The sequence below is a fragment of the Streptococcus sp. FDAARGOS_256 genome (assembly GCF_002289235.2).
Classification (GTDB): domain Bacteria; phylum Bacillota; class Bacilli; order Lactobacillales; family Streptococcaceae; genus Streptococcus.
Genome location: NZ_NTGM02000001.1, coordinates 1,029,456 through 1,048,606, shown reverse-complemented (window position 1 = coordinate 1,048,606; position 19,151 = coordinate 1,029,456). Strand labels below are relative to the sequence as shown.

Annotated in this window: 18 protein-coding genes; 12 read left to right on the top strand and 6 right to left on the bottom strand. The window is 42.5% G+C overall.

The window, feature by feature from the left end; translation table 11 throughout:
* Positions 1-97: 97 nt before the first annotated feature.
* From A6J84_RS05360 to A6J84_RS05345, 4 genes are read right to left on the bottom strand one after another with little or no spacing between them, the layout of a single operon-like run.
* On the bottom strand, positions 98-757 hold the full coding sequence (locus tag A6J84_RS05360) for an amino acid ABC transporter permease (protein WP_000443890.1): 660 nt from the start codon (positions 755-757) through the stop codon (positions 98-100).
* Positions 758-766: 9 nt separating this feature from the next.
* Positions 767-1,444 (bottom strand): amino acid ABC transporter permease, encoded by a 678-nt coding sequence (locus A6J84_RS05355; RefSeq protein WP_000131156.1) that lies wholly within the window; start codon positions 1,442-1,444, stop codon positions 767-769.
* Positions 1,445-1,456: 12 nt separating this feature from the next.
* Positions 1,457-2,251: a transporter substrate-binding domain-containing protein gene (locus A6J84_RS05350; RefSeq protein ID WP_000727689.1), complete on the bottom strand. Its 795-nt coding sequence runs from the start codon at positions 2,249-2,251 to the stop codon at positions 1,457-1,459.
* A gap of 10 nt (positions 2,252-2,261) precedes the next feature.
* Positions 2,262-3,020 carry an amino acid ABC transporter ATP-binding protein gene (locus A6J84_RS05345; RefSeq protein WP_000177026.1) on the bottom strand — a complete coding sequence of 253 codons (759 nt, stop codon included), beginning with the start codon at positions 3,018-3,020 and terminating at the stop codon, positions 2,262-2,264.
* 177 nt (positions 3,021-3,197) lie between these two features.
* Here A6J84_RS05345 and recJ point away from each other — a divergent pair, with 177 nt between their 5' ends.
* The 12 genes from recJ to brnQ all read left to right on the top strand — a co-directional run bounded on the left by recJ (position 3,198) and on the right by brnQ (position 17,583).
* Positions 3,198-5,417, top strand: coding sequence for a single-stranded-DNA-specific exonuclease RecJ (recJ, locus tag A6J84_RS05340; RefSeq protein ID WP_185758121.1), 2,220 nt, complete (start codon positions 3,198-3,200; stop codon positions 5,415-5,417).
* A gap of 283 nt (positions 5,418-5,700) precedes the next feature.
* A complete protein-coding gene (locus tag A6J84_RS05335) occupies positions 5,701-6,348 on the top strand; it encodes a COG3942 and LysM peptidoglycan-binding domain-containing protein (protein WP_000754474.1) in 648 nt (215 codons plus the stop codon).
* A 501-nt stretch (positions 6,349-6,849) separates the two neighbouring features.
* Complete coding sequence (locus A6J84_RS05330; RefSeq protein WP_095726201.1) at positions 6,850-8,511, top strand: ribonuclease J; 1,662 nt, start codon at positions 6,850-6,852, stop codon at positions 8,509-8,511.
* 68 nt (positions 8,512-8,579) lie between these two features.
* Entirely contained in the window at positions 8,580-9,359 is a 780-nt protein-coding gene (locus A6J84_RS05325) for an alpha/beta hydrolase (RefSeq protein WP_095726200.1), read from the top strand.
* A 104-nt stretch (positions 9,360-9,463) separates the two neighbouring features.
* Positions 9,464-10,165, top strand: a complete 702-nt coding sequence (locus tag A6J84_RS05320; RefSeq protein WP_095726199.1) for a M57 family metalloprotease — start codon at positions 9,464-9,466, stop codon at positions 10,163-10,165.
* Positions 10,166-10,266: 101 nt separating this feature from the next.
* Positions 10,267-12,114 carry an excinuclease ABC subunit UvrC gene (uvrC, locus tag A6J84_RS05315; protein ID WP_095726198.1) on the top strand — a complete coding sequence of 616 codons (1,848 nt, stop codon included), beginning with the start codon at positions 10,267-10,269 and terminating at the stop codon, positions 12,112-12,114.
* Complete coding sequence (locus A6J84_RS05310) at positions 12,104-12,958, top strand: metallophosphoesterase family protein (RefSeq protein ID WP_095726197.1); 855 nt, start codon at positions 12,104-12,106, stop codon at positions 12,956-12,958. The genes uvrC and A6J84_RS05310 overlap by 11 nt, the downstream gene beginning before the upstream one ends.
* 173 nt (positions 12,959-13,131) lie before the next feature.
* Positions 13,132-13,737, top strand: a complete 606-nt coding sequence (locus A6J84_RS05305) for a nitroreductase family protein (RefSeq protein ID WP_000670151.1) — start codon at positions 13,132-13,134, stop codon at positions 13,735-13,737.
* Positions 13,738-13,746: 9 nt separating this feature from the next.
* Positions 13,747-15,147 carry a dipeptidase PepV gene (gene pepV, locus A6J84_RS05300; protein WP_095726196.1) on the top strand — a complete coding sequence of 467 codons (1,401 nt, stop codon included), beginning with the start codon at positions 13,747-13,749 and terminating at the stop codon, positions 15,145-15,147.
* Between the two features lie 53 nt (positions 15,148-15,200).
* Entirely contained in the window at positions 15,201-15,791 is a 591-nt protein-coding gene (locus tag A6J84_RS05295) for a uracil-DNA glycosylase family protein (RefSeq protein WP_095726195.1), read from the top strand.
* On the top strand, positions 15,788-16,075 hold the full coding sequence (locus tag A6J84_RS05290) for a rhodanese-like domain-containing protein (protein ID WP_095726194.1): 288 nt from the start codon (positions 15,788-15,790) through the stop codon (positions 16,073-16,075). Before A6J84_RS05295 ends, A6J84_RS05290 begins: the two co-directional genes overlap by 4 nt.
* Before the next feature lie 182 nt (positions 16,076-16,257).
* Positions 16,258-17,583, top strand: a complete 1,326-nt coding sequence (brnQ, locus tag A6J84_RS05285) for a branched-chain amino acid transport system II carrier protein (protein ID WP_193756709.1) — start codon at positions 16,258-16,260, stop codon at positions 17,581-17,583.
* A gap of 48 nt (positions 17,584-17,631) precedes the next feature.
* Here the strand turns inward: brnQ and A6J84_RS05280 are convergent, their stop codons facing one another.
* Entirely contained in the window at positions 17,632-18,183 is a 552-nt protein-coding gene (locus tag A6J84_RS05280) for a DUF1307 domain-containing protein (RefSeq protein WP_084922035.1), read from the bottom strand.
* 318 nt (positions 18,184-18,501) lie between these two features.
* Positions 18,502-19,053 (bottom strand): DUF1307 domain-containing protein, encoded by a 552-nt coding sequence (locus tag A6J84_RS05275; protein WP_049505244.1) that lies wholly within the window; start codon positions 19,051-19,053, stop codon positions 18,502-18,504.
* Positions 19,054-19,151 lie beyond the last annotated feature (98 nt).

The window sequence follows — 19,151 nt, the reverse complement described above, 5'->3', positions numbered from 1 at the left end:
ATTTTACCAAAAAGTAAAACGTTTGCATAGCATTGAGTTACTCTTTTCCATCTATAGAAAAAAATGTGAACCCTTGTTTTGAGTTCACATTTCGTTTTTATTCCGCAGCTTGTTGCCAACGTTTTGCTAGCTTATGAGACAGGCTGGAAATAGCAAAGTTAAAGATAAAGTAAATTAAGGCAATCAGTATATAAAGACTGAAGACCTGCTCTGGTTCGAAATAGCGTCCCATGAGAATTTGGCTGGCGCCAAAGAGTTCTTGTAGGGCGATAACAGAGTAGAGAAGACTGGTATCCTTGATCACGGTTACAAACTGAGAAATGATAGCTGGCAGCATTTTACGGATCGCTTGTGGGAGAATGATGTAGTAGAGGATTTGGGCTGAAGTGAATCCTTGTGACATTCCTGCTTCGTATTGTCCCTTGTCTACGGCATTGAGACCACCTCGGATAATCTCAGCCAGGGCTGCTGAGGTAAAGAGGGTAAAGGCAGTGATACCTGCCGGTGTGGACTTCATTTTAAACACCAAAAAGATGGTGAAAATCCAGAGGAGGTTGGGAACGTTACGTACAAACTCGATATAAATGCTGGAGATGATCCGTAAGACAGGATTTTTCCCATTTCTCATGACGGCTAGTACTGTTCCGATAAGGGTCGAGAGGACGATAGCAATCAGAGAAATGTAGAGAGTTAAGCCGAATCCTTTAAAGATAAAGACTAGGTTATCTGGGGTCAAAACTTCTAAAATAGATTCCATAGTAACCTCCTAAAGTGAATAGGCTTTTTTGTTGGCTTGCTCCATCTTGCGACCAAACTGGGCAACAGGGAAGCATAGGGCAAAGTAGAGAAGAGCAGCACCTAAAAAGGCTGGGATATAATTTCCGTTGAGAGCCGACCAAGACTTAGTCACAAACATCAAGTCTACTCCAGAGATGATAGCTACGGTAGAGGTGTTCTTGATGAGGTTAACGATTTGGTTGGTCAATGGAGGGAGAATGATACGGAAGGCTTGAGGCAAGATAATCAAGCGCATGGCACTGATATAAGTAAAACCTTGCGACAAGGCGGCCTCCATCTGACCGCTAGGAATAGACTGAATCCCTGAACGAATAACCTCAGCAATATAAGCGCCGTGATAGAGTCCCACACAAAGTACAGCTGTCCAATAAATCGGAATCATGATGGTGTGTTCACTGATAAGAGGCAAACCATAAAAGACGATGACAAACTGCACCAAGAGGGGAGTATTTTGGTAAAATTCGACAAAGATACGAGCCAAAACACGCAAGAATGGGCGTTTACTGGTTGACATGGCCCCGAAGAAGATGCCCAAAACCATGGCGAGGATAAAGGATCCAACCGCTAGGGCAAGGGTGAAGAGGAAACCATTGAAAAATTGTCCAAAATCCTGAAAATAGGCTGTCCAAGATGATAAATCTGTCATGGGGTGTCCTCCTTAATCTGCGGTATGGCTAGATGGTTTGAGTTTGTAACGGTCATAGAGTTTTTGAAGACTACCGTCCTTGGTCCATTTAGTGACCAAGTTATCAAGATAGTCGTTGAGCTCGGTATTTGCTTTCTTGGTGACGATACCGTAGTCAGATGGCTTGAAACTATCATTTAGTAGTTCTGTCCGTTTGCTGATGTAGCCAGACAGGATAGAGCGGTCCACAGAAAAGGCATCAATACGGTGAGCGTGAAGGGAAGTAATCAATTCTGGATAGGAACCAAGTTCGACAAATTTAAAGGTTAGACCTTTCTTTTTGCCAAGTTCAGTAATCAAGCGCTGGGTGATGGAACCTTGGGCAACTCCGATCGTTTTACCGTTTAGATCTTCAATGCTTTTAATGTTGGCAGATTTATTGACCAAAAAACCAGAAGCATCCGTATAGTAGGGACTGGTGAAGTTGTATAGTTTTTTACGTTCGTCTGTGATGGTGAAGGTTGCGATATCCATGTCGACCTGTTCATTGTCTAGAAGTGGACCACGGGTTTGAGCGGTAACAGGCACATAGCGAATCTTGACCTTGAGTTCATCTGCAATCATCTTAGCTAAGTCCGTTTCGATACCAGAATAAGTCCCTGTCTTAGGATCCTTGTAGCCAAAATTAGGAACGTCTTGTTTGACACCGACAACCAGTTCACCTCTTTTTTGAATGTCTGCGACGCTAGTATCAGCCTGAACTGGTTTGGCAGCAGCAAGACCGAAAAGGCTAATCAATAATGCTGATAAAAAGAGTTTCTTTTTCATAGGCGCCTCCTTATTTGACTTTGTCACTTTCATGGTTGATAATTTTGCTGAGGAATTGTTGGGCACGAGGTTCGCTTGGATTGTCAAAAAAGTCATCGACATCTGTCGTATCCACCAAAACTTCTCCGTCTGCCATAAAGATAATGCGGTCCGCAACTTCACGGGCAAAGCCCATTTCGTGGGTAACGATGATCATATTCATCCCATCATGTGCCAGTTTTTGCATAACTGCTAGAACATCTCCGATGGTTTCAGGGTCAAGGGCAGATGTTGGTTCATCAAAGAGGAGGAGTTCCGGATGCATGGCAAGACCACGTGCGATGGCGATTCTCTGTTTTTGTCCACCAGACAGCATAGCTGGGTAGGAATCTTTCTTGTCCCACATATTTACAAATTCCAGATATTTTTGGGCTGTTTTTTCAGCTTCTTTTTTATCAATTCCAAGAACTTTAACGGGAGCAAGTGTCACATTTTCTAACACTGTTTTGTGTGGATAAAGGTTAAAATGTTGGAAAACCATGCCGACTTCCTTACGAAGAGGCACCAAATCTTTCTGGCTAGCACCTGCTACTTGGTGTCCATTGACTAGGAGACTTCCTTTGTCAACAGCCTCCAAACCATTGATGGTACGGATAAGAGTGGACTTCCCAGAACCAGAAGGTCCAAGCAGGACAACAACTTGTCCTTTTTCAAAACGGAGATTGATGTCGCGGAGTGCGTGGTAGTCTCCGTAATATTTTTCGACGTGTTTAAATTCTACTAAAGTCATGAGAGATCTCCTTTGTGTTAGATTTTATAACATGATTCTACACCAAAAGAATGTTCTTGTCAAATCATATCTGAAAAAAATTCACTAAAATTTTATAAAAAAGCAATCTGGATAGAGAAAATGCCTAAATCATGTTATAATGAAACGATAGAATTCTTAGAAAGAGTGGATGTTTTTTTGATAACTCCTACTTATGAATGGCAGTTTGCCCCGCAGGTTGAAGATGCGGATTTTACAAAGATAGCCAAGAAGGCTGGACTGGGTCCTGAGGTGGCTCGGTTATTATTTGAAAGAGGGATTCAGGATGAAGAAAGTCTAAAGAAGTTTTTAGAACCTTCTTTAGAGGACTTACATGACCCCTATCTGCTCCATGATATGGAAAAGGCAGTGGAACGGATTCGTCAGGCCATTGAAGAAGGGGAGAATATCCTCGTTTACGGTGACTATGATGCGGATGGCATGACTTCGGCTTCGATTGTGAAGGAAAGTTTGGAACAGCTTGGTGCGGAGTGCCGTGTTTACCTACCAAATCGCTTTACCGATGGCTATGGTCCCAATGCCAGTGTCTATAAATACTTTATCGAGCAAGAGGGAATTTCCTTGATTGTGACAGTGGACAATGGGGTTGCTGGTCATGAGGCCATTGAATTGGCTCAGGCTATGGGAGTGGATGTCATTGTGACCGACCACCATTCCATGCCGGAAACCCTTCCTGAAGCCTATGCGATTGTCCATCCTGAGCATCCGGATGCAGACTATCCCTTCAAATATTTGGCCGGATGCGGAGTGGCTTTCAAGCTGGCTTGCGCCCTTTTAGAAGAAGTGCAAGTGGAATTGCTTGATTTGGTCGCTATCGGTACCATTGCAGATATGGTGAGCCTGACAGATGAAAACCGTATCTTGGTTCAATATGGTCTGGAAATGTTGGGGCATACTCAGCGCATTGGTCTACAAGAAATGCTGGATATGGTTGGGATTGCTGCCAACGAAGTAACAGAAGAAACGATTGGTTTTCAGCTTGCCCCTCGTTTAAATGCCTTGGGGCGCTTGGATGATCCTAATCCGGCCATTGATTTGTTGACTGGATTTGACGACGAGGAAGCTCATGAGATTGCCCTCATGATTCATCAGAAAAACGAAGAGCGCAAGGAAATCGTTCAGTCAATTTATGAAGAAGCTAAGACCATGGTGGATCCTGAGAAGAAGGTCCAGGTTTTGGCCAAGGAAGGCTGGAATCCTGGCGTTCTGGGTATCGTTGCTGGTCGTTTGTTGGAAGAGCTAGGGCAGACAGTTATCGTTCTTAATATAGAAGATGGTCGTGCCAAGGGCAGTGCTCGTAGCGTGGAAGCTGTCGATATTTTTGAGGCTCTGGATCCCCATCGAGACCTCTTTATCGCCTTTGGCGGCCATGCTGGTGCAGCAGGAATGACGCTGGAAGTTGAGAAACTTTCAGATTTATCTCAGGTTTTGGAAGACTATATCCGTGAAAAAGGCGCAGATGCTAGTGGTAAGAACAAGTTAAATCTAGATGAAGAGCTAGACTTGGAGACGCTTAGCTTGGAAACGGTCAAAAGTTTTGAACGCTTGGCACCTTTTGGAATGGACAATCAGAAACCTGTCTTTTATATCAAGGATTTTCATGTCGAAAGTGCCAGAACCATGGGAGCAGGCAATGCCCACCTCAAACTAAAAATTTCCAAGGGTGAGGCGAGTTTTGAAGTGGTGGCCTTCGGACAAGGTAGATGGGCAACAGAGTTTGCTCAAACCAAGAATCTAGAATTGGCAGTCACCCTGTCTGTCAACCAATGGAATGGCCAAACTGCCCTCCAGTTAATGATGGTGGATGCGCGTGTGGAGGGTGTTCAACTCTTTAACATTCGTGGGAAGAACGTAGCCCTGCCAGAAGGGGTTCCAGTCTTGGATTTCTCTGGAGAGGTGCCAGATTTAGCGACTAGTGATGCTGTGGTTGTGAAAACCATTCCCGAGGATATTACCCTGCTGAAGACCGTTTTTCAGGAACAGAATTTCTCAGCTGTCTATTTCAAAAATGACATTGACAAGGCCTACTATCTGACAGGTTATGGAACTAGAGAGCAGTTTGCCAAATTGTACAAGACCATTTACCAGTTCCCAGAGTTTGATATTCGCTACAAGCTGAAAGATTTGGCGGCTTATCTCAATATCCAACAAATCTTGCTGGTCAAGATGATCCAAGTATTTGAGGAACTGGGCTTTGTAACTATCAAAGATGGGGTCATGACAGTCAATAAAGAAGCGCCAAAAAGGGAAATTGCTGAAAGTCAGATTTACCAAAATCTCAAACAAACTGTAAAAAATCAAGAAATGATGGCGCTGGGTACCGTGCAGGAAATGTATGATTTTTTAATGGAGTTATAGATGGAAAGGGACTGAGATGACCTATCTCGGTCTCTTTTTGACGGATAAATGCTTGGTGTGGGAGTGGTTGATAAGACGGTCTTTTGAGTGGTTTACTGATGTAAAGATTGGGGAAAACGTTTCATTTTTTATTCTCTTCTATCACTTTATACGATGTCTGCTTTTAAACCTTATGTAGTAAAAGTATAAATTTTTGTAACATGACTAAAATATAACTCTAAACTAACTGACATGTAAATCAAGTATGATTGTCTTATCAAGAAAATATAAGGGGAACCTAGTTATGAAAAAAACAGTTACGAAACTGACTCTTGGTTTGACTTCTACGGCTATTTTAGCTACAGTTGGGGCTCAAACTGTTCATGCGAACTCTTACGTTGTCCAAGATGGTGATTCATTTTATGCCATTGCAACTGCAAACGGCATGGATCCGCATGAGTTGGCAGCTTTGAATGGAAAAACTATCTTTGACACTATCCACCCAGGCGATGTATTGGAAGTGAGTGGTTCCGCTCAGGCTAGCTCTGCCTACAGTGCTCCAGCTAGTACTGCGAATGTGGTATCAGATACAGAGGATGTTGTCGAAAAGACTCCTACAAACTATGGAAACTCTTATCCTGTTGGTCAGTGTACATGGGGCGTGAAAGAATTGGCGCCTTGGGCTAGCAACTGGTGGGGAAATGCTAACACGTGGGCAATCTACGCGAGTGCTCAAGGCTATAAGACAGGAAGTGTTCCAGTAGTAGGAGCAATCGCCGTTTGGGACGGTGGTGAATATGGACACGTTGCTTATGTAACAGATGTTCAAAGTGAAAACTCTATCCAGGTATTGGAAGCAAACTACAGACGTCAAAAGCAGATTGCAAATTATCGTGGCTTCTTTAATCCACACGAATTTTTAGGAAACGTCACTTATATCTATCCAAACTAAAGATGATAAAAAGATTTAGAATTTCTAAGTCTTTTTTCTTTTTGAAAAAATTTCCTATCGTTACCCTCCATCTTAGTGGCTAATTGCTGAAAATTTTTTAGATTTTGTAGCGAACAGGCAATTCTCGCTTTTGGATGTGGATAAACCATGTCTTTGAAAAAAATAGTTCTCAAGTCGAGAGGTAAAAGTAAGTTTTTTTGAACTAAAAGAGAAATTTAGGGTTCGAGAAAGGTATCTGAAATCAAATTGATTCAGAAAGTCCATAGTTTTGATGGTACAATCGTTCTATTATCTTAGATGAAGCCTCCAAAAGAGAAGTCAAAGTAAAGAGATTTGATTCACAGTAGTGACTAATCTCTAGTTAAAAACCTATCTTCGTTTTGAAAATAATCAAAAAAATGGTATAATGGTAGGAAAAGATTCGGCTGAGAGTTTGAGAACTTTTAGAATAAGAGGGTAAATTCACCCTATAATCAAGATAAATGAAGTTTCGGAGGAAAAATGAGTAATATTAGTTTAACAACACTAGGTGGTGTACGAGAAAATGGGAAAAATATGTACATCGCTGAGATTGGCAATTCAATTTTTGTTTTGGATGCAGGGCTTAAATACCCTGAAAATGAACAACTAGGTGTTGATGTCGTCATTCCAAATATGGACTACCTTTTTGAAAATAGCGACCGTATCGCTGGGGTCTTCTTGACCCACGGACATGCGGATGCTATTGGTGCCTTGCCTTATCTTTTAGCAGAGGCTAAGGTGCCTGTGTTTGGTTCTGAGTTGACCATTGAGTTGGCCAAACTCTTTGTCAAAGGAAATGATACGGTTAAGAAATTCAATGACTTCCATGTGATTGATGAGGATACGGAGATTGACTTTGGAGGAACTGAGGTTTCCTTCTTCCGTACAACTCACTCCATTCCAGAAAGTTTGGGAGTCGTCTTGAAAACTCCAAAAGGTAGCATTGTTTACACAGGGGACTTCAAGTTTGACCAGACAGCTAGCGAATCCTATGCGACGGATTTTGCTCGTTTGGCAGAAATCGGTCGTGATGGTGTCTTGGCGCTCCTCAGTGATTCAGCCAATGCAGACAGCAATATCCAGGTGGCGAGTGAGAGTGAAGTTGGAGACGAAATTACCCAGACCATTGCAGACTGGGAAGGTCGTATCATCGTTGCAGCAGTTGCCAGCAACCTCTCTCGTATCCAGCAGGTTTTTGATGCTGCAGCAGACACAGGTCGCCGAGTTGTTTTGACTGGATTTGATATTGAAAATATCGTCCGCACTGCGATTCGTCTCAAAAAATTATCTCTAGCTAACGAAAGTCTCTTGATCAAACCAAAAGAAATGTCTCGTTTTGAAGACCATGAGCTGATTATCCTCGAGACGGGCCGTATGGGTGAGCCTATTAATGGACTTCGCAAGATGTCCATCGGTCGCCACCGCTATGTGGAAATCAAAGATGGAGACTTGGTTTATATCGTAACGACTCCATCTATCGCCAAAGAAGCTGTCATGGCGCGTGTTGAAAACATGATCTACCAAGCTGGTGGTGTGGTGAAACTCATTACCCAAAGCTTGCGAGTATCCGGACACGGGAATGCGCGTGATTTGCAGTTGATGATCAATCTTTTGCAACCGAACTACCTCTTCCCTATCCAAGGGGAGTACCGTGAGTTGGATGCGCATGCCAAGGCTGCCATGGCAGTTGGGATGTTGCCAGAGCGCATTTTCATTCCTAAAAAGGGAACAACCATGTCTTATGAACATGGAGACTTTGTTCCAGCTGGAGCAGTTTCTGCAGGTGATGTCTTGATTGACGGAAATGCCATCGGGGATGTTGGAAATGTCGTCCTTCGTGACCGTAAGGTCTTGTCAGAGGATGGAATCTTTATCGTGGCGATCACTGTCAACCGTCGTGAGAAGAAAATTGTGGCCAAGGCCCGTGTTCATACGCGTGGATTTGTTTATCTCAAGAAGAGCCGCGATATTCTCCGTGAAAGTTCAGAATTGATTAACCAAACGGTAGAAGAGTATCTTCAAGGTGATGACTTTGACTGGGCAGATCTCAAAGGAAAGGTTCGTGACAATCTGACTAAGTACCTCTTTGATCAAACCAAGCGTCGTCCAGCAATCTTGCCAGTCGTGATGGAGGCAAAATAATAAGCAGCATACCTACAGAAAAAGTCGAAATTCGGCTTTTTCTTATAGAATAGTAAAAGGAGACAACCATGGCAGTTATGAATATTGAGTATTACTCAAAAGTTTTGGATATGGAGTGGGGCGTTACCGTACTCTATCCAGATGCTAGTCGGGTGACTGAACCAGATTGCACAGATATTCCTGTCCTTTATCTTTTGCACGGAATGTCAGGAAATCAAAATAGCTGGCTCAAACGTACCAATGTCGAACGCTTGTTGCGTGGAACCAATCTCATTGTTATCATGCCCAATACAAATAATGGCTGGTACACAGATACTCAGTATGGCTATAACTACTATACTGCTCTAGCAGAAGAGTTACCTCAGGTCATGAAACGTTTCTTCCCCAATATGACCAGCAAGCGAGAAAAGACCTTTATAGCTGGTCTTTCCATGGGTGGTTACGGCTCCTTCAAACTCGCTCTGTCAACAAATCGTTTTTCTCATGCGGCTAGTTTTTCTGGTGCGCTCAGTTTTCAGGAATTTTCTCCTGAAAGTCAGGATCTGGGGTCACTTGCCTACTGGCGAGGAGTTTTTGGAGAGATTAAAGACTGGACATCTAGTCCTCATTCGCTTGAAAGCATGGCTGCAAAATCCGATAAAAAGACCAAACTATGGGCTTGGTGTGGGGAGCAAGACTATCTCTACTCTGCCAATAACCTCGCAGTGAAAAACCTCAAAAATCTTGGTTTTGAGGTGACCTATAGTCATAGTCCAGGTAAGCACGAGTGGTACTACTGGGAAAAACAATTGGAGCGTTTTTTGGCTACTCTACCAATTGACTTTGTTTTGGAAGAGCGCTTATCTTAGTTTTAGGTTTCTTTCAGCTTTCTTCAGTAAAATAGAGAATCTATCTTGATCAAGGAGAATGTGATTTCAAGATAGGTTCTTATTTTTATGAAAGGTGGGGCGTCATGTTCTGGATTATTCGATTATTGTTCCGATTTCTTTTGGGAATTTGGCGTTTCTTCTGGCGTCTGGTTTGGACCGTGGTCATTCTACTGCTCATTGCTTTTGGAGTGGTTTGGTATCTGTCTGGTGATTTTCATTCTGCGGTCAATCAGGTTGAAAAAATGAGCAAGATTGGTCAAGGTGGCTGGAATCAATGGAGGGAGACGGGAACGCTGGAAGTCTTGTCTCAGACAGACAGTCACCAACATGCAGAAGGCAAGTGGGCTCAGGCCTCAGCTCGCATCTATATTGAACCTCAAATGGATGAGACCTTCCAAGGTGCCTATGCAGAAGCTATAAAAAACTGGAATCAAACGGGAGCCTTTACCTTTGAGGTGGTTGCGGATCCTAGTCAGGCAGATATTGTGGCAAGTGAGATGAATGATGGATCGACCGCTGTAGCAGGTCAAGCCGAGAGTCAAACCAATTTGTTAACCAAACAATTTATATCTGTAACGGTTCGCCTGAATCACTATTATCTATCCAATCCAAACTATGGTTATTCTTATGAACGGATCGTGCACACGGCGGAGCACGAGCTGGGGCATGCCATCGGATTGGATCATACCAACGAAACTTCTGTTATGCAGCCTGCCGGCTCTTACTATGGGATTCAGCCCCAGGATGTGACAGCTGTTCAAGAACTCTATACCAGTAGCGACTAGATGAAGTCGGTGCAATCTGAAAAGAAATCAAAGCTCCTCCATCAAGTGATCGGTGGGGCTTTTTGTTCGTCCTGTCACGGCCTTTTTGCTATAATGGAACTATGAATAACTTGATCAAATCAAAACTAGAGCTCCTGCCAACCAGCCCTGGTTGTTATATTCACAAGGATAAAAATGGCACCATTATCTATGTAGGAAAGGCTAAAAATCTACGCAATCGCGTGCGCTCCTATTTCCGTGGGAGTCACGATACCAAGACGGAGGCACTGGTGTCTGAAATTGTAGATTTTGAATTTATCGTCACTGAGTCCAATATTGAGGCACTTCTTCTAGAAATCAACCTCATCAAGGAAAATCAGCCCAAGTACAATATCATGCTCAAGGATGATAAGTCCTATCCCTTCATCAAAATCACCAATGAGCGTTATCCTCGCTTGATTATCACCCGTCAGGTCAAGAAAGACGGAGGACTCTATTTTGGTCCCTATCCGGATGTGGGCGCAGCCAATGAAATCAAGCGACTATTGGACCGGATTTTTCCTTTTCGGAAATGTACCAACCCACCCTCTAAAGTCTGTTTTTATTACCATATTGGCCAATGTATGGCTCACACCATCTGTAAAAAAGATGAGGCTTATTTCCATTCCATGGCTCAGGAGGTTTCTGATTTCCTAAAAGGGCAGGATGATAAAATCATTGATGACCTCAAGGACAAGATGGCAAAGGCAGCCAAAAGTATGGAGTTCGAACGTGCGGCGGAATACCGTGACCTGATTCAGGCGATTGGAACGCTTCGGACCAAGCAACGGGTCATGGCGAAAGATTTGCAAAATCGGGACGTCTTTGGTTACTATGTGGATAAGGGCTGGATGTGTGTTCAGGTTTTCTTTGTTCGTCAAGGCAAGCTCATTGAGCGGGATGTCAATCTCTTCCCCTACTACAATGATCCGGATGAGGACTTCTTGACCTATGTGGGACAATTCTATCAAGAAAAATCTCACCTGGTTCCCAATGAGGTGCTGATTCCGCAGGATATCGATGAAGAAGCCGTTAAGGCTTTGGTGGATACCAAGATTTTCAAGCCCCAACGTGGAGAGAAAAAACAACTGGTCAATCTAGCCATCAAAAATGCCCGTGTTAGTCTGGAGCAGAAGTTCAATCTGCTAGAAAAATCAGTCGAAAAGACCCAAGGAGCTATTGAAAATCTGGGACGCTTGCTCCAAATCCCGACCCCAGTCCGTATCGAGTCCTTTGATAACTCTAATATCATGGGAACCAGTCCTGTTTCAGCTATGGTGGTCTTTGTCAATGGCAAACCGAGTAAAAAAGACTACCGAAAGTACAAGATAAAAACGGTTGTTGGCCCAGATGACTATGCTAGTATGCGAGAGGTTATTCGCAGACGTTATGGCCGAGTTCAACGTGATGGTTTAACCCCGCCAGATTTGATTGTCATTGATGGGGGGCAAGGTCAAGTCAATATCGCTAAGCAAGTTATTCAAGAAGAGCTAGGTTTGGATATCCCAATTGCAGGTCTGCAAAAGAATGATAAGCACCAAACCCATGAATTGCTCTTTGGAGATCCGCTGGAAGTGGTGGAGTTGTCTCGCAATTCTCAGGAATTTTTCCTCCTCCAACGCATTCAAGATGAGGTACACCGCTTTGCTATCACTTTCCACCGCCAACTGCGCTCCAAAAATTCTTTTTCATCTCAATTGGATGGGATTGACGGTCTGGGACCTAAACGTAAACAGAATCTCATGAAGCATTTTAAATCTCTCACTAAAATCAAGGAAGCCAGTGTGGATGAAATTGTCGAAGTTGGGGTGCCAAGAGCAGTCGCAGAAGCTGTTCAGGGAAAGTTGAATCCGCAGGAAGAAGTGGAGTTGACTCAAGTAGCAGAAGAGAGAGTAAATTACCAAACGGAAGGAAATCATCATGAACCATAAAATCGCAATTTTATCAGATATTCATGGCAATGCGACGGCATTAGAAGCAGTGATTGCAGATGCTAAAGCACAAGGAGTCAGTGAATACTGGCTCATGGGAGACATTTTCCTCCCTGGTCCAGGTGCAAATGACTTGGTCGCTCTGTTAAAGGAACTTCCTATCACGGCAAGTGTTCGAGGCAATTGGGATGATTGTGTCCTTGAGGCTTTAGATGGGCAATATGGCTTGGAAGACCCACAGGAAGTCCAGCTCTTGCGTATGACGCAGTATTTGATGGAGCGAATGGATCCTGCAACGATTGACTGGCTGCGAAGCTTACCTATGCTAGAAAAGAGAGAAGTTGACGGACTGCGTTTTTCTCTTTCTCATAATTTGCCAAATAAGAACTATGGTGGTGACTTGCTAGTTGAGAATGATACAGAGAAATTTGACCAACTCCTAGATGATGAAGTTGATGTGGCAGTCTATGGTCATGTTCACAAGCAGTTGCTTCGTTACGGTAGCCAAGGGCAACAAATCATCAATCCAGGTACGATTGGCATGCCCTATTTTGATTGGGAGGCGTTAAAAAATCACCGTGCCCAGTATGCCGTGATAGAAGTGGAAGATGGAGAATTGGTAAACATTTTATTCCGAAAAGTTTCCTATGATTATGAAGCAGAGTTAGAATTAGCCAAATCCAAGGGGCTTCCTTTTATCGAAATGTATGAAGAACTACGCCGAGAAGACAATTATCGGGGGCACAATCTAGAACTCTTAGCTAGCTTAATAGAAAAGTATGGGTATGTAGAGGATGTGAAAGAATTTTTGGAGGCTATAAAGTCAGAATACAAGATAGACTAGTTTCTTTAAACCCCTGAAAATTAGTTGGAACTGGATGAGGGAATCCCTGACTTAAATGATGGATTTCGTTTGGTTACTCATCCTTGTTCCAATTTCTTTCTATGAAAAATCTCTGCAAGCTCTTTCAAAATATGGTAGAATGGATGCAGTAGAATTAGAAAAGGAAATCGATTATGAAATTTCTTGAATTAAATAAAAAACGTCATGCGACTAAGCATTTTACTGATAAACCAGTAGATCCCAAAGATGTGCGTACGGCTATCGAAATCGCAACCTTGGCCCCAAGTGCCCACAACAGCCAGCCATGGAAGTTTGTAGTCGTTCGTGAAAAAAATGCTGAACTGGCAAAGTTGGCATATGGTTCGAACTTTGAGCAGGTGTCAGCAGCACCTGTAACCATTGCCTTGTTTACCGACACAGATTTGGCTAAACGTGCTCGTAAGATTGCCCGAGTTGGCGGCGCTAATAACTTTTCTGAAGAGCAACTTCAATATTTTATGAAGAATCTGCCAGCTGAATTTGCGCGTTACAGTGAACAACAAGTCAGCGACTACCTAGCCCTCAATGCAGGTTTGGTTGCCATGAACTTGGTTCTTGCTCTGACAGACCAAGGAATCGGTTCTAACATTATTCTTGGATTTGACAAATCAAAAGCCAACGAAGTTTTGGACATTGAAGACCGATTCCGTCCAGAACTCTTGATCACAGTTGGATACACAGATGAGAAATTGGAACCAAGCTACCGCTTGCCAGTAGATGAAATTATCGAGAAGAGATAGGAAGAAAAAATGACAGTTATTGATTTTACAGCAGAAGTAGAAAAACGCAAAGAAGACCTCTTGGCTGACTTGTTTAGCCTTTTGGAAATCAACTCAGAACGTGATGACAGCAAAGCCGATGCTGAGCATCCATTTGGACCTGGTCCAGTAAAAGCCTTGGAAAAATTCCTTGAAATCGCAGACCGTGATGGCTATCCAACTAAAAATGTTGATAACTACGCAGGACATTTTGAGTTTGGTGAAGGAGAAGAAGTTCTCGGAATCTTTGCTCACATGGACGTGGTGCCAGCTGGTAGCGGTTGGGACACGGACCCTTATACACCAACTATCAAAGACGGTCGCCTTTATGCGCGTGGAGCTTCAGACGACAAGGGGCCTACAACAGCTTGTTACTATGGTTTGAAAATCATCAAAGAATTGGGGCTTCCAACTTCTAAAAAAGTTCGTTTCATCGTCGGAACAGATGAAGAATCAGGCTGGGCAGACATGGACTACTACTTTGAACATGTAGGACTTGCGAAACCAGACTTCGGTTTCTCTCCAGATGCTGAATTCCCTATCATCAATGGTGAAAAAGGGAATATCACAGAATATCTCCATTTTGCAGGTGAAAATACTGGTGCAGCTCGCCTTCACAGCTTCACAGGTGGTTTGCGTGAAAACATGGTACCTGAATCAGCAACAGCAGTCGTTTCAGGCGACCTGGCTGACTTGCAAGCTAAACTAGATACCTTTGTTGCAGAATACAAACTCAGAGGAGAAATTCAAGAAGATGCTGGCAAATACAAGGTCACCATCATTGGTAAATCAGCCCATGGTGCTATGCCTGCATCAGGTGTCAATGGTGCGACCTATCTTGCCCTTTTCCTCAGCCAGTTTGACTTTGCAGGACCTGCAAAAGACTACCTTAACATCGCTGGTAAGATTCTCTTGAACGACCATGAGGGTACAAATCTCAAGGTTGCTCATGTAGATGAAAAGATGGGTGCCCTTTCTATGAATGCCGGTGTCTTCCGCTTTGATGAAACAAGTGCTGACAATACCATTGCCCTCAACTTCCGTTATCCAAAAGGAACAAGTCCAGAGCAAATCCAGTCAGTTCTTGAAAACTTACCAGTTGCTTCTGTTAGCCTTTCTGAACACGGTCATACCCCTCACTATGTACCAATGGAAGATCCACTCGTTCAAACCTTGTTGAATGTTTATGAAAAACAAACTGGTCTCCAAGGTCACGAGCAAGTCATCGGTGGTGGTACCTTTGGTCGCTTGCTGGAACGTGGAGTTGCCTACGGTGCCATGTTCCCAGACTCTATTGACACCATGCACCAAGCTAATGAATTTATCGCCTTGGACGATCTCTTCCGAGCAGCAGCAATCTATGCAGAAGCTATTTATGAACTGATCAAATAAAATGATAGAAGTCTGAGATTGTATGCTTGGACTTCTTTTTGGAGGGAAAACAGATGTCTCAAATTGAAAGAATCAAGCAAGCCATTATGGCGGATCCGCAAAATACCAGCTATACAGAACGCGGAATCGAACCTCTCTTTGCGGCGCCAAAAACTGCCCGTATCAATATTGTCGGTCAGGCTCCTGGGCTTAAAACGCAAGAAGCTGGGATTTATTGGAAGGATAAGAGTGGCGATCGCTTGCGTGAGTGGCTAGGTGTGGATGAGGACACCTTTTACAATTCAGGTTATTTTGCTGTTTTGCCTATGGATTTCTACTTTCCAGGACATGGAAAATCAGGCGACCTTCCACCTCGTAAAGGCTTTGCCGAAAAATGGCACCCACAACTCCTCAAGGAATGTCCAAATATTGAATTGACCCTTTTGATTGGACAATATGCTCAGGCCTATTATCTTCATGAGAAGGTTAGTGGCAAGGTAACAGAGCGGGTAAAACATTACAAAGACCATTTGCCTGAGTATTTCCCCCTAGTTCACCCTTCTCCCCGTAATCAAATTTGGATGGCTAAAAATCCTTGGTTTGAGTCAGAAGTAGTGCCAGAGTTGAAAAAAAGAATTAAAACCATTTTAGGAGAAAAAGAATGAAAGATATTTCCTTCGATGCATTTTACCAGCTTTACCAGAATAGTTCACTTTCTGTGCTGGACGTGAGAGAAGTAGAAGAGTTCGAGATGCTTCATTTAGAAGGTGCTCGTAATTTACCTCTCAGTCAATTGGCTGATACTTATGAACAACTAGACAAAGACCAGCTTTACTACGTGATTTGTAAATCAGGAATGCGTTCAGCGCGTGCTTGTCAATTTCTAGCTGAACAGGGTTATGACGTTATCAATGTCCAAGGTGGAATGACGGCCTTTGAAAATCTTTAAATATATAGTGACAGATCCTAACCTTCCCTTGCTCGGTTCCAACTGAGTGAGGGATTTTGTTTTTAGATAATTCTTATTTTTAAAAATATTGAAAACATTCAATGATTAATTTTGGATACTTTTTTCAGAGTCTTAATCATGGTATACTAGGTCAGTATTTTAGAAATATGAAGGAGATTATTATGGCTAAAAAAGGTGCCCTAACAGGCTTGCTCCTGTTTGGAATATTTTTTGGTGCGGGAAACTTGATTTTTCCACCTTCTCTAGGTGCTTTGTCTGGAGAACAGTTTCTTCCTGCCATCGCAGGTTTTGTATTTTCGGGTGTCGGTATTGCCGTCTTGACACTTATTATTGGAACGCTAAACCCGAAAGGATACATTCACGAGATTTCTAAGAAAATCTCACCTTGGTTTGCGACGCTTTATCTTGCAGTCCTCTATCTATCGATTGGTCCCTTCTTTGCCATTCCGCGTACAGCCACAACAGCTTACGAAGTTGGGATTAGTCCCCTCTTGTCTGAAGCAAATAAAGGTCTAGGATTGATTATCTTTACCGTGCTGTATTTTGCGGCAGCGTATTTGATTTCACTCAATCCATCAAAAATCTTGGATCGAATCGGACGCATCTTAACGCCAGTCTTTGCTTTGTTGATCGTTATCTTGGTTGTACTAGGTGCCTTCAAATATGGTGGAACAAGCCCTCAAGCGGCTTCAGCTGTTTATCAAACTTCTGCTTTTGGGACAGGTTTCCTAGAAGGTTATAACACCTTGGATGCCCTTGCCTCAGTGGCTTTTAGTGTGATTGCTGTTCAAACATTGAAACAACTTGGATTCTCCAGTAAGAAAGAATACATTTCAACTATTTGGGTGGTTGGTATCGTTGTAGCTCTTGCCTTTAGCGCTCTTTATATCGGTTTAGGATTCCTTGGAAATCACTTTCCAGTACCAGCCGAAGCGATGAAGGGTGGAACACCAGGTGTTTATATCTTGTCACAAGCAACTCAGGAAATCTTTGGTTCAACAGCTCAACTCTTCCTTGCTGTTATGGTAACTGTAACCTGCTTCACAACGACAGTTGGCTTGATTGTGTCGACAGCAGAGTTCTTTAACGAACGTTTCCCACAAATCAGCTACAAGGTCTATGCCACTGCCTTTACCTTGATTGGATTTGCTATTGCAAATCTTGGACTTGATGCAATCATTAAGTATTCAGTGCCAGTACTGGTAATATTGTACCCAATCACCATCGCCATTGTGATGATTGTGATTGTTAATAAGTTTGTACCCCTATCAAAACCGGGCATGCAGTTAACTATTGGGCTTGTTACAGCTATTGCTCTTGCAAGCGTCCTTGGAAGTTCCTTTAAGATTGAGTTTCTAGAAAATCTGATTAATGCCCTTCCGTTTGCGTCAGCCTCTCTTCCATGGCTAGTGCCAGCTATTGTCGGAATCTTGCTTTCATTGGTTCTACCAAACAAACAAGAGAGTGATGTTTTTGAGATGGAATAAAAAAATTCTTGGTCATCGACCAAGAATTTTTTGTATGAGCACGACTCATTAGTTGGTTTGTTCAATATATCCAGCCTCTTTAAGCATTTTTCTAGTTTTTAGAAAACTTACACGGCTTCCAGAGCCAGAAACTTCATTTGGCATTGCTTTTTTCATCTCTTCGAGATTCACAACAGTCATGTCAACCTCCATGCTATGGATGACTTTTCCATCTTTGAATTCGATATTTTGTGTAATGCCTTTAAGTCCTTCCTCCTTTTTATAAGTTTTCACGATAAGTTCTTTAATCTCTTCTGCTGACTTGTCCAGTATTTCAGGGTCAAAAACATTATAGACTTCTTGTTTTACAACATCATCCCCCTTAACAGTGTATGTCAAGGTAGAAGTTCTTCCGGGATTGCTATTGTGAACAAAAATGTAGTTTTTTGTCTCATCTTTCTTTTCAGATGATTGTTGGCTGCTTTGTTTGGTCTCGCTTGACTGAGTTGTTTTGTCTTCTTTGCTACTGCTGCTAGCAGGTGTAGATGCTTGTTTGGAACATCCGAGCAGGAGGATAAGTGAAGCCACTAGGGCTAGTGAAGTTTTAAAAAGAGTTTTCATAGAATTTCCTTTCATGATCAAAGTATTTTGTATTATAACATGATTCTACTACAAAATCAACTAGACCTACCCTTTTATCTGAACTGACATTCCAATGAACAGAAACTAGTCAGACGATTAAAGTTTTGTCTCTATCTATTTCAAATAACTTTTATCCTATGGCTTTATAAGGGTGTGAAGTTTTAAATGCACTTTTTATGGGATTGGGAGGACTCTATTGGACTCATCGGTTAAGGATGTAATAAAATACCCCAAGAGTTAGAGTTGTGTCTAACTTTTGGGGTGGACCTACACTAGTCTATATGAAATTTTAGGAGATTAGTTCGTCTTTTCTGTGAACCCCATTTTTTCCAGTGCTTTTTTAGAGTTTGAGAAACTGACACGATTGCCGATACCAGAATATTCTTCAGGAAGTGCTTTTCTAAGTTCGCTAATGCTTGCAACTGAGAAATCAACTTCTAAATCTTGAACAACTTTTCCATCTTTGATTTCAATCGTTTGTTTAACACCTTTGAGTCCATTATAACCTTTGTACTTTTCTTCGATAAAACTCTTGACATCTTCTGGAGTTGCACCAAGGATTTCAGGATCAGCAATGTTATTAGCTGATTGCTTGATAACATTGTCCCCCTCTACAGTATAAACCAAGGTAGAAGTGATTCCAGAATTATTTTTGTTTACAAAGGTATGTGTCTTAGTTGTTTCCTTCTTTTCAGATGATTGTTGGCTGCTTTGTTTGCTCTCACTTGACTGAGTTGTTGTGTCTTCTTTGGTACTGCTGTTGGTAGGTGTTGATGCTTGTTTGGAACATCCGAGTAGGAGGACAAGTGAAGCCACAAGGGCTAGTGATACTTTAAAGTATGATTTCATATTTTTACTTTCCTTTCATAATCAAAGTATTTGTATTATAACATGAATCTATAGTGAAAGCAACTAAACACAGTTTTTCTCCTTTTGAGAAGGAGTCT

Coding starts and splice junctions, on each gene's coding strand:
- A6J84_RS05360 (WP_000443890.1), bottom strand. CDS start 757: ATGGAATCTATTTTAGAAGTTTTGACCCCAGATAACCTAGTCTTTATC.
- A6J84_RS05355 (WP_000131156.1), bottom strand. CDS start 1,444: ATGACAGATTTATCATCTTGGACAGCCTATTTTCAGGATTTTGGACAA.
- A6J84_RS05350 (WP_000727689.1), bottom strand. CDS start 2,251: ATGAAAAAGAAACTCTTTTTATCAGCATTATTGATTAGCCTTTTCGGT.
- A6J84_RS05345 (WP_000177026.1), bottom strand. CDS start 3,020: ATGACTTTAGTAGAATTTAAACACGTCGAAAAATATTACGGAGACTAC.
- A6J84_RS05335 (WP_000754474.1), top strand. CDS start 5,701: ATGAAAAAAACAGTTACGAAACTGACTCTTGGTTTGACTTCTACGGCT.
- A6J84_RS05330 (WP_095726201.1), top strand. CDS start 6,850: ATGAGTAATATTAGTTTAACAACACTAGGTGGTGTACGAGAAAATGGG.
- A6J84_RS05325 (WP_095726200.1), top strand. CDS start 8,580: ATGGCAGTTATGAATATTGAGTATTACTCAAAAGTTTTGGATATGGAG.
- A6J84_RS05320 (WP_095726199.1), top strand. CDS start 9,464: ATGTTCTGGATTATTCGATTATTGTTCCGATTTCTTTTGGGAATTTGG.
- uvrC (WP_095726198.1), top strand. CDS start 10,267: ATGAATAACTTGATCAAATCAAAACTAGAGCTCCTGCCAACCAGCCCT.
- A6J84_RS05310 (WP_095726197.1), top strand. CDS start 12,104: ATGAACCATAAAATCGCAATTTTATCAGATATTCATGGCAATGCGACG.
- A6J84_RS05305 (WP_000670151.1), top strand. CDS start 13,132: ATGAAATTTCTTGAATTAAATAAAAAACGTCATGCGACTAAGCATTTT.
- pepV (WP_095726196.1), top strand. CDS start 13,747: ATGACAGTTATTGATTTTACAGCAGAAGTAGAAAAACGCAAAGAAGAC.
- A6J84_RS05295 (WP_095726195.1), top strand. CDS start 15,201: ATGTCTCAAATTGAAAGAATCAAGCAAGCCATTATGGCGGATCCGCAA.
- A6J84_RS05290 (WP_095726194.1), top strand. CDS start 15,788: ATGAAAGATATTTCCTTCGATGCATTTTACCAGCTTTACCAGAATAGT.
- brnQ (WP_193756709.1), top strand. CDS start 16,258: ATGGCTAAAAAAGGTGCCCTAACAGGCTTGCTCCTGTTTGGAATATTT.
- A6J84_RS05280 (WP_084922035.1), bottom strand. CDS start 18,183: ATGAAAACTCTTTTTAAAACTTCACTAGCCCTAGTGGCTTCACTTATC.
- A6J84_RS05275 (WP_049505244.1), bottom strand. CDS start 19,053: ATGAAATCATACTTTAAAGTATCACTAGCCCTTGTGGCTTCACTTGTC.